Annotated in this window: 13 protein-coding genes; 1 reads left to right on the top strand and 12 read right to left on the bottom strand. The window is 35.7% G+C overall.

Annotated elements, in window-relative coordinates; translation table 11 throughout:
- Positions 1–41: 41 nt before the first annotated feature.
- From WH188_RS05520 to WH188_RS05500, 5 genes are all read right to left on the bottom strand, one after another.
- Positions 42–1,040 (bottom strand): DUF6268 family outer membrane beta-barrel protein, encoded by a 999-nt coding sequence (locus WH188_RS05520; RefSeq protein WP_339423471.1) that lies wholly within the window; start codon positions 1,038–1,040, stop codon positions 42–44.
- A gap of 66 nt (positions 1,041–1,106) precedes the next feature.
- Positions 1,107–1,997, bottom strand: coding sequence for a helix-turn-helix domain-containing protein (locus WH188_RS05515; RefSeq protein WP_168126086.1), 891 nt, complete (start codon positions 1,995–1,997; stop codon positions 1,107–1,109).
- A gap of 490 nt (positions 1,998–2,487) precedes the next feature.
- Entirely contained in the window at positions 2,488–3,708 is a 1,221-nt protein-coding gene (locus WH188_RS05510) for a TCR/Tet family MFS transporter (RefSeq protein WP_168126085.1), read from the bottom strand.
- Positions 3,709–3,825: 117 nt separating this feature from the next.
- A complete protein-coding gene (locus WH188_RS05505) occupies positions 3,826–4,698 on the bottom strand; it encodes a helix-turn-helix domain-containing protein (protein ID WP_168126084.1) in 873 nt (290 codons plus the stop codon).
- 305 nt (positions 4,699–5,003) lie between these two features.
- Entirely contained in the window at positions 5,004–5,951 is a 948-nt protein-coding gene (locus WH188_RS05500) for a hypothetical protein (RefSeq protein ID WP_339423470.1), read from the bottom strand.
- A 443-nt stretch (positions 5,952–6,394) separates the two neighbouring features.
- On the opposite strand from WH188_RS05500, the gene WH188_RS05495 reads away from it, so the two are divergent.
- Positions 6,395–7,108 (top strand): hypothetical protein, encoded by a 714-nt coding sequence (locus tag WH188_RS05495; RefSeq protein WP_339423469.1) that lies wholly within the window; start codon positions 6,395–6,397, stop codon positions 7,106–7,108.
- A 268-nt stretch (positions 7,109–7,376) separates the two neighbouring features.
- On the opposite strand, the gene WH188_RS05490 is transcribed toward WH188_RS05495, so the two are convergent.
- From WH188_RS05490 to WH188_RS05460, 7 genes are all read right to left on the bottom strand, one after another.
- Positions 7,377–8,081, bottom strand: coding sequence for an NUDIX hydrolase (locus tag WH188_RS05490; RefSeq protein ID WP_339423468.1), 705 nt, complete (start codon positions 8,079–8,081; stop codon positions 7,377–7,379).
- 2 nt (positions 8,082–8,083) lie between these two features.
- The gene (locus tag WH188_RS05485; protein ID WP_339423467.1) at positions 8,084–8,998 is read right to left on the bottom strand and encodes a hypothetical protein; all 915 of its coding nucleotides are present in this window, start codon (positions 8,996–8,998) and stop codon (positions 8,084–8,086) included.
- 12 nt (positions 8,999–9,010) lie between these two features.
- Positions 9,011–9,793, bottom strand: coding sequence for an NAD(+) synthase (gene nadE, locus WH188_RS05480; protein WP_168126079.1), 783 nt, complete (start codon positions 9,791–9,793; stop codon positions 9,011–9,013).
- Positions 9,783–11,291, bottom strand: coding sequence for a nicotinate phosphoribosyltransferase (locus tag WH188_RS05475; RefSeq protein ID WP_168126078.1), 1,509 nt, complete (start codon positions 11,289–11,291; stop codon positions 9,783–9,785). The genes nadE and WH188_RS05475 overlap by 11 nt, the downstream gene beginning before the upstream one ends.
- Positions 11,284–12,093, bottom strand: coding sequence for a ribose-phosphate pyrophosphokinase (locus tag WH188_RS05470; protein WP_132771432.1), 810 nt, complete (start codon positions 12,091–12,093; stop codon positions 11,284–11,286). The genes WH188_RS05475 and WH188_RS05470 overlap by 8 nt, the downstream gene beginning before the upstream one ends.
- Before the next feature lie 806 nt (positions 12,094–12,899).
- Positions 12,900–14,465, bottom strand: a complete 1,566-nt coding sequence (locus WH188_RS05465) for an ABC transporter permease/substrate-binding protein (RefSeq protein WP_168126077.1) — start codon at positions 14,463–14,465, stop codon at positions 12,900–12,902.
- Positions 14,462–15,382, bottom strand: a complete 921-nt coding sequence (locus tag WH188_RS05460; RefSeq protein WP_168126076.1) for an ABC transporter ATP-binding protein — start codon at positions 15,380–15,382, stop codon at positions 14,462–14,464. The genes WH188_RS05465 and WH188_RS05460 overlap by 4 nt, the downstream gene beginning before the upstream one ends.
- Between the last annotated feature and the right edge of the window lie 390 nt (positions 15,383–15,772).

The following is a 15,772-nucleotide window of genomic DNA, read 5'->3' as shown; positions in this document are numbered from 1 at the left end:
ATAATTATTTTCAAATGTGTATTTAGTGGATAATTATTTATTTATCTCCTACCAATACGATAGCTCAGTGCAGCTTTTCCGTAAGCCATGTTAGAAATAGAGAAATTATTCACTGTCTTTTGTGTGCTGTCGAATAGCTCATAACGATTCAAAAGCCCCATTCCACCTTGTACCTGAAGCCAGACCCCTCCTATCAAGTGTTGATGTACCTGTAGACCGCCATGTATAGTGGAGAACTGCGCATAATCGACTTCCTTAACACTATAACCGCGATAATTTTTTAAGTTAAATCGAGTCCAGTCTATTGAACCCGCCAAACCTACCTGTGTGTTTGGACTCACATTATAAAGCACGTTTAATCTAGGCCAATAAAACTGGGCTAACCATTTGTTGTCGGTGCTTCGATAATCAATTGATATTCCTGGAGTAATTAAAGTCTCTCCGAAAGAATGTAAGGCATGAACACCTAATCCTATTTCGAGATTCGATGCAGTTCCAAATTTTTTCGATACACCAAGTATTCCGTCCAGAATCAGATCATCAAAGGAAAGAGATTTTTTAAAATCCGTAGCTAGGGTTGGCATTACGATTCCCAAAATAGACCATTTACTCGAAATCGGGTGTCGGATAATAATTACCGATTTTATCTCATGAATTCTTTCAATCCGGTTGGGATCATCAATCGTTTCGTTGTCATAATTGAAATCCATTAAACGATAATTCAAATTACTAAAAATGCTTGTCCTGCCTATTTTTACAGGGGGAATTGGCAGCCATACATCATAGGTATTCAGTTGAAATTTATTTCCTGAAAGGGAACTTTCTTGTGGCAAATCTTTGAAGTTAGCTTTACTATGAACAGTAGCGGCAATCCCTCCAACGTCCTGAATAATCTGACTATAGCTTTTATTTGAAAAGAGGAGCGCTAAGATAAGAATACAAAAATATGGCCATTTGGTTATGACTTTGTATTTACAATAAAAGGTAATTTGGAGGCCAGTCCTGATACCGAAGTTTCTAATAGAAATTAATGTTTTCATTTTCTTTGGATTTAATAATACAAAGGTGGACTGAAAACAAGAATTGCTTTAAAACTAAACCTCTCTTTACTCGGACAAATCCTGCATAAAGGTAATTCTATATTCCGAGGGGGTTACTCCAGTTATTTTTTTAAATAAGCGTCCAAAGTAGCTAGGATCGCCATAATTAAGCTCAAAAGCAATTTCAGAAATACTCTTGGTCAGGTCCTGTAAAAGGAGCTGGCTCTGCAAGATACTGACTTTATTGATCCATTCCTTTGGACTTTCACCAATGGTTTCCTTGACACATCTGTGGAGATAATTTTCAGAAACAGACAGTTCACCGGCATAAAATAAGATCGACTTATGTTGCAGATAATGTTTGTAAACCAGCTCCTTAAAGTTAAAAGTAATTTCTGCACTCCGGTTTATACTTTTATTCAGTTCTTTACTGGAAGTAAAAATCTTCTGAAGTCCTGCCTGTAAAAGAGAATAACAAATGCCAAGATTCGGATTGGGATAATATATCTCAATACTCAATAGTTCAAACAGAGATGTTAACCATGCGCTACTCTCCTCTGGTAAATGAATAACTGTATTAGCAGAAAAGATTTTAATGAGTTCCTGCTTTGACAGCAATTGATTGAGTGTCTGGTCTTCAAATAAGATCATGTGTCCCGCGGCATCTGGGCTTACTTCCTTCAATGAAGTTACGTTCCCTTGTTTGACAAATAAGATTTCATCTTGTTTTATTGACACCAAATTAGCATCGACCTGTTGTTTTGCACTTCCTCTTGTAATATGAACAATAAAATTGAATTCGGGTCTATGTAATGGCGTGGGGACTTTAATGAAACCAGATGTTTTTCCAATATCATGTATCTGAACAGGGGTTCTTAAAATTGCAAAGTCAGTTGACATCTCTGACATAAACTGCCCCCTGAAATCTGTTGGAGTTATTCTCTTTATTTTAGACACAGCACAAAACTATAGGATAAATGATATCAAGTATAAACTTTTATTAGCAAATGAACGGAATTTAGATTTACCATCATTGTTTTTATTGATAAAATAATTTCATTTTTCCTTTTTTCATATTTTTGAACTGCAAATAAAATCATAAAAAAAATGCTCAGCTACATACTGGGGACTTTATTTGCTATTGCAGTGATATACCTATCGTATTTTAATAGTAGATTCATAATGAAATTTATTTTTAACATGATTTTTTTTCATTGAAGATCGTTTATAATGTTATTCCAAACATATTAACAATGTTATTTTTTGTTTCTAATTGCATCAGCCCCACATCCCCCAACTCAAACCTTGATGCTTTGCTTAAGCAATTGTTGATTCAAAAGTAGGGTGTAATTCATCCCTACTCTATGGCTATTATACTAACACAATAAAAAACTCGGTGAATGAGGGAAATGGATCGATGAAATTATTTTATTTTTCTAACCCTAGCTTACTGTTTGTTTTTTCGTCGAAAAGCAAAATAAATAATAATTGCACTAACTGACATTAATACGGAAGCTAAAAAAAATGGTGCTCCAGAAAACTTAAACGGTGCTTTATCATGTGTAAAATAATAGAATAGGTTTGTCATAATCGGAGGACCTACTATTGAAGTCGCACTCACTAGACTGGTTAATGCCCCTTGAAGCTCACCTTGTTCATTTGAAGGAACATTTTTACTTATTATTGATTGTAGTGCCGGTCCGCATATTCCTCCTAAAGAATAGGGTACGAGGAAAATAAACAGCATCCATCCTTCATTAGTAAATGCAAATAACATTAAACCCAATGCATATAATAATAACCCAAAATAGATACTTTTCTGTTCTCCTAATTTGGGAGTGGTCCATCTTATTAAGAGTCCTTGTACTAATCCGGTCAATAAACCCAGTAAACCTAGTGATAGACCTACAACTCGCTCTGTCCAATTAAATTTATACATGGTAAAAAAATGCCAGTTACTCTGTACTGCATGAAGAGCTATGTAGACCAGAATTAAAGCAAAAATAAGATTTGATATTTTTGACTGTTTTCTCAAAAAATTAAATGTACCGATGGGATTTGCTCGTTTCCAGTCAAATGAACGACGTTTATCTTTATCTAAACTTTCTGGTAGTACAAATAACCCATAAAGAAAATTCACCATACATAGCAAAGCTGTTGCATAAAAGGGAACTCGAGTTCCATAATACCCAAGTAAACCGCCAGTTACCGGGCCTATAATAAATCCTAATCCAAAAGCAGCTCCGATTAGGCCGAAATTTTTCGTTCTATCTTCATCGGTGGATATATCTGCAATGTACGCACTTGCTGTGGAAATACTTGCCCCTGTAAGCCCAGCAATGATTCTTCCAAAAAATAACCAACCCATGGATGGTGCAAATGCTAACAGCATATAGTCAACTGCAAATCCAAAAAGAGAAATTAAAAGGATTGGGCGCCTTCCATATTGATCACTAAGATTTCCCACTATAGGCGCAAATATAAATTGGGTGATAGCATACGCAAATCCGAGCCATCCACCATATTTGGCGGCTTCACTAAGGTCACTATGAATAAATTCTCCGATGAGTTTTGGAACTACTGGAAGTATAATTCCCCAACCTGTAATATCAATCAACAATGTGATAAATATAAATCCTATGGCCGCTTTTTTATCTGTTTTTCTCATGCAGTAAAAGTAAAAAGAGACAAAAGGAAGGTATTGACAATTTAATGGTATTTACATACAATCTGAAAGTTGATCTTATTTACCCATCAATAACGGTTAAAAAACAACTATCATTAATTATTCATTTCTGTAAGTTTTAGGCGATATTCCAACTGCTCTTTTAAAATATCTGCAAAAAACACTTGTTTCTTCGAAATGAAGTTCATTGCTTATTTCTTTAATGGATAGACTAGAGGATTTTAGTAATGTTTTAGCATGTAGAATGGTGAGATGATCAATCCATTGTAAGGCAGATTTTCCAGTTTTCTGTTTTAGAAAACTGGAAAGATACTGCGGTGTTAAATGAAGTTTTTCAGCATAAAATGCAACGCTTCTATGTTGGTTAGCATACTTAGCAATAAGGAGATAAAAATCATCTATGATCTCATGTTTGCGGCTCTTTACTACGCTTTTGCTATGAGGTAAATTAGAATATACTTCAGAAATCATACTTATTAAAACTAGAACAAGATGCCGTAGCATTTGTGTCTTATTTGGACTCGCTTTCTTATGATAGAAATTTTGTATAAGTGTGAGTAAATCATGTTGAAGGTTTATTTCGTCGGGCTGAAGCCTTACAATTGGTTCCCATCTAATTTGATCATTCATGACAAACTCACGTAGAATGGGAAATTCTGTAATAAAATCTAATGAAAGACCAATTGTTATTATTTCTGCATGTTCACTCAATGACTTTGTTTCGATCATCAATTGCGGTTGTAAAACAGCAATATCACCTGCGTTTATATCATATTCAAGAAAATGGATTTGCGATTTCATGGATCCTTTTATCATAAATCCCAATAATAAACCATCAAACAGACGACTATGACTTGTAAATTTCTTATTTGGGGCGTTTTGCTGACTAAGAATTACTATCCCTTCCGTCTTTTCAGCAGGATCAAGATTATATAATTTATAGACATTATCCAAAGTTATAAATAGAGGCATGTTCAAATGTCGGAAAAAAAATACACCTATAGCAAGTGGCGTCCAGGTAGTACCTTACAAATTGTATGTAAACACAATAAAATTGCAAAATTATAGATGAAATGATTTCAATAATTGATAAATTTGAGAATTACAATATTGACTTTCCACTTGATACTGCGATCAAAGGTTTTTATAGATCTCTTGATCAATATTATTCGATAATTCGAAAAATGCTTTTACATTGTCTTTTTTCACGAACCCGCTTCCTACTTTCCAACTTGATAAAACCTCAAAATTGAAGAAAGTTAACGCCGTAGGCGTGTTTATTTCTTTCCGTATTTAGTTATTGCATAACCGTCAAAGCGTATTAATTCTAATTCTTGTTTTCCCTTTGGTAGATTGTAATAAAAATTATAAAATTGAACAACTCTACCTTTGGGATAATTTTCTTTAGTAAAGTTAGAGGTTATGGCAGATTGCTTGATTATTTCTAGATTCTTTTGAACTAGCGTTGCCCTAGTTCCGTTTCCATAAATTTTGACTTCACAACTATCTTTTGGCAACAATGTAAAAGTATTTGATAATAATGCTTTTCTTTCGGTTAACATCCATTCTTTTTTCATTCCTCGTAATTGTGCTACTTCAAATTCAGCGCTTTGGATAATTTCCAAAACATTATTGCTATCTCTATCATTTATGCCTTTTGTTAGTTTAGCAACAGCATTATAGAGTTTATCAAGTAATTCCTTCGAATTTGTCAACTGAACTGATTTATTTAAGGTAGATAGTTCGATAGGAACTTTAGCTTTAAACTTTATGGTTTTCAAAAAGTAACCATTCTTAATGTTTTCTTGGGTTATATCATCATCAGATAATTGATAATTTACTAAAATATTTTCTTCAGGAAAATCAGATTTATTTGAAATGATCGATACCCCTTTAGCTGACTTGACCAATAGAATTTCTAAAATCGGTTTTCCTTGTTTTTTGTACTTTGTCAAATCAATCAACACTTTTAATTCTTGCTCTCCATTTTTGTCAATCGCTATGTCAATAAAATTCGGAATGGTATTTCCGAAGAATTCAAGCCCTCGAAATACTGGATAATCATTTATTGAGATTTCTGTCGGATAATAAAAAGTCGTTTGAATGCCATAGTTATTCTGTTCCAAACTGGATTTTAATCTATCTAAAAGTTCTGTCTTTCTACCTTGCCCATTGGAATAAGTTACCGCAAGTAATGCGATGATAAATAAACAATATTTTTTCACAATTCTATATTTTTATATGTGTCGGTCTAACCTTTTAAGCTGAAGAATTTAGTATTTATGAAGGAGGAAAAATAGATGTATATTCCGATAATATTGCCCCCATTCTTATGATACTTCACTTCCCTGATTTTGGTTATCTAATGATTTTTATCAGTAACTTGACAATATTACCTTTTTTTTCTTAGACATTCCCTTTAAATTCAATAGGGTGTGAAGTATGTACAATCATATGCAGCACGGCATCTGCAATTGTGCCTTCTCCGATCAAATACGAGATCTAACTAACAATTATAAATCATCCCTAACTTATGTCAAGTTGAAAAAACTTGGTGAATAAAGGGATGGGATAGTGAATTTATGGGCTTTGATTGTTTTTTATTACATTAGAAAAAGATATCGCCCTCGTATAAATAATAAGGACGAATTGGTAAAGATTAAATTATATGAAACCAAACTATTTAAGTGCTAGTTACTCATTCATTATTATTTTAATCAGTTGTGGATTACTTTATAAATTCTATATAACTAATGTAAATAATACTTTTATATGGGGAATTGTATTTATAGTGATAGCTGTTTTTATTTTTGTATTTATTTCATCTTTTAAAGGTATTGGAATATTTAAAACTGAAAAAGAGGCTAATAAGTATAAAGGAAAATTATCATATAATAACGATGCTTATACGGTCATTACCTATTCTAAGGATATTGTAGTATCCTGGAATTCTATAGAGGCTATATTTTATATTAATTCCCCCCCGCTTGATGGCGAATATCATAATAAGGAATACAGAATTTTTTTAAATAATGACCCTGTAATCATAAATAAAAGACCTTTAAAATGGTATGATACCATACTGCCATCGCCTAAAAAAGAAGAACATCCAATGATTAAAATTGATGATTATTATAACATTGATTTTGATACATTTTTACCTTCCATAGAAAGGTTTCTTATGATTAAAAATATACCACTAGGCTTTTTAAATGGCAAATTTGGAAACCAAGTAGACTATGCAAAAAAAGAAAACACAGTCATTGGAGTTCCCCATAATAAATTGTTAATGACGACAGGATTTTACGTATTATATGATAAAGGAAGTCATAGCGACTTTGAATTAAAAGAATATAGAAAAAATGCAACAATCCTTCGTTAGCGACTTACAATATATGATTAAACAATCAATTACTTGTACGCGTTCATCGACTGAAATACTTTCCACCTACAGCTTTTATTGACTAACGTAACAAGGTCGGGTTTGATAAAGCCCAAACTGCATCGATATAAATATAGAAAGTCACTCTCGAAAGAATGGCCTTCTATATTTTATAGGATCTATTTGATTTTCCTAAGCTTTTAGCTCCCTATTACTTCATCTGTATTAGTTCAAATAATCAACATTTGTCATAAAAAAATTGGATGTTTTAAAGCTCAAAATAGAATCCTGATTCTTTCAGAGATTCGTATTTGTCTCTATCGAAACTGTAAATCTTGGCCGCACGAGAATGGCGATCTGGCTGCTTTTCGCTATGATCAACTAGCAATCCCATACTCAAAATCTTTTTACGGAAATTGCCCCGATCAATCGCTCTCTGCAGAATGGTTTCATATAGCTTGTGTAGTTCTGGCAATTTGAATTGCTCGGGCAATAATTCAAACCCTACTGGCTGGTAGCGTATCTTTCCTTTCAGACGCTCAATGGCAACGGATAAAATCTGATCGTGATCAAAAGCTAATGCCGTGGCTTCGCCCAAACTGAACCACTTTACTTCTTCAATGTCAAGACCTGCCTCAATAAGATAATCGGTGGACTTGACCAAGGCATAGTAAGCAATGCTGATAACTCGAAAACGGGGATCTCGATCGACATTTGAAAAAGTATACAGCTGCTCCAAATAGATATCTTCTAGTCCAGCTTCTTCCGCCAGCTTCCGACGGGCACATTCATCAGCAGTCTCTTGTTCTAAAATAAATCCCCCAGGGAATGCCCATTGGCCTAAAAAAGGTTCGATACCACGCTTCGTTAGCAACACTTTGAGTTCTCCGTTACCAAATCCGAAGATGACACAGTCTACTGTGACTGCTGGTCTTGGATATTCATATGTGAAAGTTTTTTTTGTGCTGGTCATAACTATAAATTAATATCAGTTGATTTACAAATATGAATACCGTATTGCTTCCGAAGTGCTTCGAACTGTTGTTTTGTACTGTCTTCAAATCCGGTAATTGGCGACATACAGTCTTCTAGTATTGTGATACGCGACGTGATCTCCCTATTGTCTGCAAAATATTCCAAAATCTGATTGACAGAGGCTAATACACAGTGACTGGAGGCCTGACCGGCAATGTAAATGGAGTCATACTGGCTTACAGCATTTAGCACTTCAAAATTGATATAATGCTCAGGGTCGTACTCGGCTTTTATGATGCCATACATTTCAGAATAGGGATTTTGCCCTTTGTAAATTAACCGCGGGGCTGTGCTGCGAGCCGCCGCATGAAAGTAGAGCATTTTGGTGAACTGGCTTTCGAGCTTTGCCCCTACCGTTCCTTCTAAACAATGATATGGCCATATACACAAGTTTTTTTTGTTTTCAATTTCCAAATTATGGAGATAATCCATAGAGCGATCATGTTCACCATTGGCCGCTGTCCAGATGCCTTGAACAACATCTTCGTAAGTAATAATGGTAAATGGTGACGGATGGTTGCCTTCGCGATCTATCCACCAGACTGGGTGAAAAACCTGCATCAGGGAATGACAATCTAAGCTACATATAATCTGAGTCAGTGAAGCTATATTACGATGCATCCATTTTGTGAGTCGCTGCACATCCTCTTTAGACCCCGGCACAGCGAGACTACCGATACTTTCCATAAAGTCGTTTTGCACATCAATAGCTAATAATAGATTCCTTTTCTGATCCTGCGAAGCAGGATTAATATTTTCAGATCTTCCAAGGGCCAGTATATCGGGTATATGTTCTACACTTTTGTGAGAAGCGATAAGGTTGACATCGATAATTTGCTGATACGTGGTATTCATGATACTTAAAAGTTAATCATTAAAAATTGGAACTGCGGCAAACTTATGCGCTGATAAGGCTATACGCTGATCAATTAGCTTATCGATATTTTCATCCCCTGAGGTTCCTACTAATATAAATGCATCTATTTGACCATATGTCATACCCAGTTCATCCTCATCGGTTTGTCCTTCCCAAAGCCCTGCTGATGGTTTCTTGTCAATAATGGAATCGGGTACTCCGAGGTATCTAGCTAATGTATATACTTCTTGTTTAGTAAGCATACCCAATGGATTAAGGTCTGCTGCACCATCGCCCCATTTGGTAAAGTAACCCACTGTACGCTCGGCCATATTACCTGTACCGATCACAAATCGGCTTCCAAGCTGTGCTAACTGATAAAGGTAAGTCATGCGAATACGCGGACGTATATTGGCTTGACTTAGGGCTCGATTGACAGTTCCCGCCTGTCCTAAGAAAGTCACATTGGTGATAGTCAAGGCATCTACGGCTGGTTGGATATCAAAAGTATGGTGTGCGAAATTGAACTTCTGAATCAGTTCTAATGCATGTTGTGAACTGCGGGTATTGGTCATATCATTGCCATAGGGCATCATAACCAAATGCGTATCGACTTTGCCCAGATGGCACAGGCAAGCGACAACACTACAATCTATCCCTCCGCTCATACCTAGAACTACTCCTTTACGGTTGGCAGCAGTAACCTGTTGCGCGATCCATGTTGCTATTTTAGTTGCATAGTGTGCGACATTGTCATCATTGATAACAAATGGCTTTTGTAATTTAGTTTCCATATACGCGATTTGATTCTAGTTTTAATAAATTTCTGATCTCGTCAAATGTATTGGTGAAAAGGAATTCACCATCGATATAAAAATCTTTCAAAAGATCTCGATCCTTTAATGCTTTTATTGTCTCTGGATTAAGATCATCGATCAAACGATAATCATGGTCTTCAAATATCACTGCCACCATACCTTTCTGCGATTTTTTGAAGTTTCCGGTATCGGTCGCAGGTCGTTTTTGAATGGCTTTAAATTGTCCATCTACTTCCTCTGCTGTTCCTTTCAATGCGAAACCGAAAGTATCACGAGTTACATACTGATAAGTGTACGAACCTATTCCTAAAGCCGTATTAGTTGAAGCAAAACCTTTTTTCATCAATCCGTTGCAGATCTTTTCAGCACGGTCGACTGTAATAGAATCTCCATAAACAACACCGATATGGGGGTCTAATTCTTTGTATCCTTTTGAATTGACAGTACCACCAAAGATTTCAAATAGGCGTTCAACAATTCCTTTACGAACGGTTTCACGATCGGAATCCTCATCGCCACAGATAATATGGATCGGATCTCCGCTATCGGGACGAATCACAACTTTTCCATCTCTGGCAAGGATCAGTTCTTTTAACTGCGGTATAACTTGGTCTACTACGTTCCAAAGGTCGTAGGTATCGGATACTATTGAAATATTACCACTTGGATAAACTTCAGTGATGAGATGGCGAAATGCTTCAACTTCCTTTTCGCCATATGAACACATTACACTATGCTCTGTTGATGGCGTATACATGAGAACATCATTAGCTGCCTGATAATAGCATTTAAGATAGTTCCTTACAGATAATGTGGCTGATACTGAAAAACTCAAGAGATGCCCTCCTGCTGTCCGATAGGCAGTCTCGGGAGCCCCCATGCCACGCATGGAAAAATCTCCTGCCTGGGTCTGAACTTTTTGAATATCTCCAGTTTTCTCGGCATAGTTGGTCAAAAGTCTTTTATACTGGTCTGCTATGGTAGCTGCTGTCATAGGTGACCAGATATAAGCGGAAAGTTGGGTTTCTAAGTACCCTGGCAACCAGAAAAAGTCAGGATGGGTATTTTCGATCGTGAACATAGGTACACCTACAGGAACTAAACTTCCTTCCCTGATAGCTTTGACTTTAATAGGCAGATAACCTAGTTGATGTAAAGCACTGATGTGGGCTGAGCTGTGAGTAGCAGCAAAATTAGCATTGGTATTTGCAAAAACATGCTGGATAGCTTCTTCATATTCGGCCACTACTGTTTCTAACGGTTGCTTGAAAAAATACTGATCAAAGGCATGAGTCATTTCTGCGAGCGCTCCCTGCAATCCGAAAAATACGACATGGCTAATACCGTCTATCCGTGACATACGTGGTGTCCAGGTTTCATATACCCAATTGGTTTTGGCCGGATATTGATCTTTGTGGCATAACTTGTAACCGTCTGTCCAAAGGATGGGATTTTTGCTAATCGGATTAAACATAGTTTTCGAGATTAATGGTGATGTATTCTATTTTGGGATGCGTCTCATGCATCATTGATGTGCTGGTAAAGACTTTGTCAATAGGCGAATCTTGATCGAGCAATTTACCGGATAATGCACGGGGTTCACAATGTGTGACAAGAAGATAAACTTCACTGGCTCCCATTTGTTTCAAAATCTGCCCTGCCCAAAGGAAGGTTCCACCTGCGGAACAAAGATCATCCACGATGATGCACTTTGCCCCTTGTGGTATATCGCCCTGTTTAAGAATCATATTTTCAATACGTCCGGTATGCGGATTACGGGTCTTGTCAAAGACGCAACTATTAGCATACCCTGCATTTTCATACCGTGAAGCTGCCCCTTTGTCTGGAAAAACGATACGGTCGCTATCTGTAAACTGAAGCTTATTTATGATGGACGGCAACCAATCTAATGCTGGATAAATGGCTTCACTATGATGCAACAGTTCAGTAGTCTTGGTAGAGTGCGGTTCGATTACATAAACCTTTTCAAAGTTAAGGTCATTGATAAACTCGCAGATATATTGAAGGGTGAAAAGATCACCGTCAATCTTACGGTCCATACGGCTGTAAGGCATGTAATTGATCACTAACTTACAGTTTACCTGTTCTTGTTCAAGCCTTTTCTTAACAAATAAAAGTTTGATGAGGTCACCATCCTCTTGATATGTGAACTGAAGAAAGTTATCTTTTAAGATATACGAATCAAAATCTTTCACTTTGGTTTCTTTATTAGGAAACTGTTCTGTGATTATTGTGTGGGTGTTTAATACGATCATAACTCTCTTTTTACTATTGAGTATATTTTACTCAACAAATATGAGTATTAATTTTTATTTACACAATGTTTCTGAGTATTTTTTACTCATAAAAAAATATCCTAAATATAAAGAGCTGATAAACAACGCAAATAATTTTTGATTATAATAGCTTTGTAAACAAAAAAGCCACATCTCTTGATGTAGCTTTAAAATAAACATATGCATTCAAACCTAATTTACTTATATGCGTTTATCGATTGAGATACTTTCCACCTACCTCCGTCATTAACAATGTTACGATGTCTCTCTGGCTAAAGCCATCCCTCTTCATGGTTACTTTAGCGACCATATTGTCACTTGATTACTGTACAATAGTGGTGTTTGGCTTACAGCTTAGCTAGTCTCCTTTTTGTTTTTCCAGAAATAAAAGAACTTCAGAACGATGTTGATTTTGACTCTATCATTAACAACATCTTTAAGAATAAAAACAGACATCTGTATAAGGAGTAGATAGAAGAGGATATTACGAGTTTGCAGTTAAAAATTTTATACCATTCTTTTAAAATCGATTCACAAACTAATACTGGAGAATGTTTCAAAAAATTAAAAACATTGTCTCATAAAGAAGCAATGATGCTGATTTTGAACTTATCTTTAAGATAGAATAAGGTAGTTTTTTCTTTTTTATTGCGGCAGATAGCAAAAAAAGGAACATTCAATAGCGCGCTATCTGTTTGAGGATTTTCCATGTGATGATCAGACAGATCATTACTGGGATCATAGAGTTGAAAAAAAAATGTATCTTTCAAATTGTTTTATTCATATTATTCTTTATCAAAATATTTTTTAAGATCGGATATGCTCTTTATCTGGAGTTCAACAGCATGTTTTCTGCGCATCATTAATGCGTAAGAATTGTTAAATCCTAATGGCTTCATCCATTGAATTCCATACTGTTTCTGAAATTCAGAATTGACGTATTGATAGGTTTCTTCTGGACTTTTTGTAACCTTTTTTAGATCTCCATTTGAGGGCTTTAACAATACCAACAACCCGGTTCCCGTATATTCAGGATAAAAATCTATTGCATCGTTCATCAATGCATCAAAACAGATCTTGGTTCCTCCCAGTCCTGTTTTGGTCTGCACCCTATAATTCGTATAGCCTTCTATCAGCATTTTATACATTTCGGCAAGAACATACTGCTCGCCAAATATCTTCGAGCCAATGCGCACTGTTCCCGCATTTCCACGGTTTGATTTTTTATATAACTTATTTTTAATTAAAAAATCTTTCGCAATTTTTTCAGGAGTTTGATTCAGATAATCGGATTTGTAATTCAGATCCGTCATAATAGAATCATTAAATTTTCCGGCCAAGAGATTGAGTGTTTCTTCAAGTTTCGGAAACTTCTCCAATGTTTTTGATTTAATAATTGGAGCTGCATAATAAGGCGGAAATATCTTTTTGTCATCTTCCAGAACATATAGATCGAAAGCCTTAATTCTTCCGTCAGTAGAATATCCACTAATCAGATCGAGTTCTTCTTCATAAGCTGCTTTATACATAATGGCATCACTTACAACGACAGGATTTACATTAAGTTCGTAAACAGAACGCAAACCAAGATCTCCATCCTGTCTTCCCATAAATTCCGGCGTAAAACCGGCTGTAATTTTTTGATGGGAAATAGAAGTAACTCCATAGACCACTCCCACCATGATAAGTGATGCAGGAATGATATATTTTAACTTTTGAAAGATTTTATATCCGGATTTTTGTAGAACAGCAATTGTCTGATCTAGCATAACCGCCATTAGGGCTGCAGGAATTGCACCAGATAAGATCATATTGGTATTATTAAGCGATATTCCGCCAAAGATAAATTCACCAAGACCTCCTGCGGCAACAAATGAAGCCAGAGTGGCAACTCCGACATTAATAACCGCAGCAGTTCTTATTCCTGCAATGATTACAGGCATTGCCAACGGAAATTCTACCTTAAAAAGAAGCTGACTTTTATTCATTCCCAAAGCTTTTGCAGCTTCAACAACAATCGGGCTTACCGTTGTGATTCCTGTATATGTATTACGGATAATGGGCAAAAGCGCGTAAATCAGTAAGGCAATAATGGCTGGTTTTGCACCGATTCCAAAAATAGGAATCATGAAGCCCAATAAGGCAATACTTGGAATTGTCTGTAAAACTCCTGCCATTCCGAGAACAGGAGTTGATAATTTCTTTTTGCGGGCAATTAATATTCCTAAGGGCACACCGATAACAATAGCCAGAAGCAATGAAAGAAAAGTCAACCCAAGATGCTGTATAATCTGTGTTAGCAGTTTTTCATGCTGCTCCATAATAAACTGCCAGAGACTTTGCTGCGTCATACGATCTGTAATTTTCTATAATCATTAAATCCCTTGATCAGATTTTCATAATGCCCGGTATTTTTATAATCTGAACTTAATTTTTGAAGTGCATTCCAAACACTTGTCGTTTCTTTGAAATCGAACTTTTCTAATCTATTTTCAGGCTTCATATAGCCTAAAACATCTTTTAAAGTGGCTATTTTATATTCCAACAGAAGACGGTTTTCTGCAAAAAAATCATTTACAAAATCATTCCTTGAATGATACAGCATTTCTTTTGGGGTTCCAGTCTGAATAATTTTCCCTTTATCCATCAGACAAATCCGATGCCCCAATTCAAATGCTTCCTGTACATCATGTGTCACTAGAATAATAATTTTATTCTTAAGTTCTTCTAGGGATTTAAATTCGGTATGAATACCGGCTTTTGTAATATTATCTAATGCTCCGAAAGGTTCATCCATAAGCAAAACAGGAGTATTTGCGATGAGTGCTCGGGCAATTCCTACTCTTTGCTGCTGCCCACCACTCAGTTCGCCGGGAAACCGTGAAAGCATATCTTCGGAAAGATGAAGTTTATATAAAAGCTCTTCGATTCGGTTTTGGATCTTTCTTTTATCCCATTTTAATAATTTGGGGACAATAGCAATATTCTGCTGAACAGTATAATGAGGAAAGAGCCCGGAATGCTGCATAACAAAACCTATTCCCATCCGTAGTTCTTCGATTTTCCGATCACGGATATTTTGACCATTAATTAAGATATCTCCCGAATCAGACTCTATAAGGCGGTTGATCATTTTTAGCGTTGTTGTTTTTCCGCAACCACTCGTTCCTAGAAGCACCAGAATTTCATGATCATAAGCCTGAAAAGAAATTTGGTCAACGGCAGGCTTTCCGTTAAAACTCTTTGAAACCGATTCTACTGTAATCATAGTTACATTATTGAATTAGTTGTATGTCTGTGAACTGTCATTTCAGACTGGTTTGGACAAACTTTAAATTTGTTATTTCTGCTGTTTCCCGTGATGTGGTTTCAGAAGTTCATCTTATTAAATGATGTATCTAGCGCAGATTCAAAATCTTTTCTACATGCGGAAAAATCTCGACAATATACCGATGATAAAGCATTTATAAATAAAATAAGGATTACAAATTTTAACTTCATTATTAAAAGCGTTAGGGTCAAATCATCTATTATATAACAATTTACATATATTTTATCACTTTTACTATGATAATTTCATATTGTTTTTATATAACATAAAAGCCACATCTCAACATCTTGTCTTCACTAAACATATGAATTCAAACTTTATTTACTT

The organism is Sphingobacterium sp. MYb388 (assembly GCF_037479535.1).
Lineage (GTDB): Bacteria > Bacteroidota > Bacteroidia > Sphingobacteriales > Sphingobacteriaceae > Sphingobacterium > Sphingobacterium anhuiense.
This window is presented reverse-complemented; position numbering and strand designations above follow the sequence as displayed.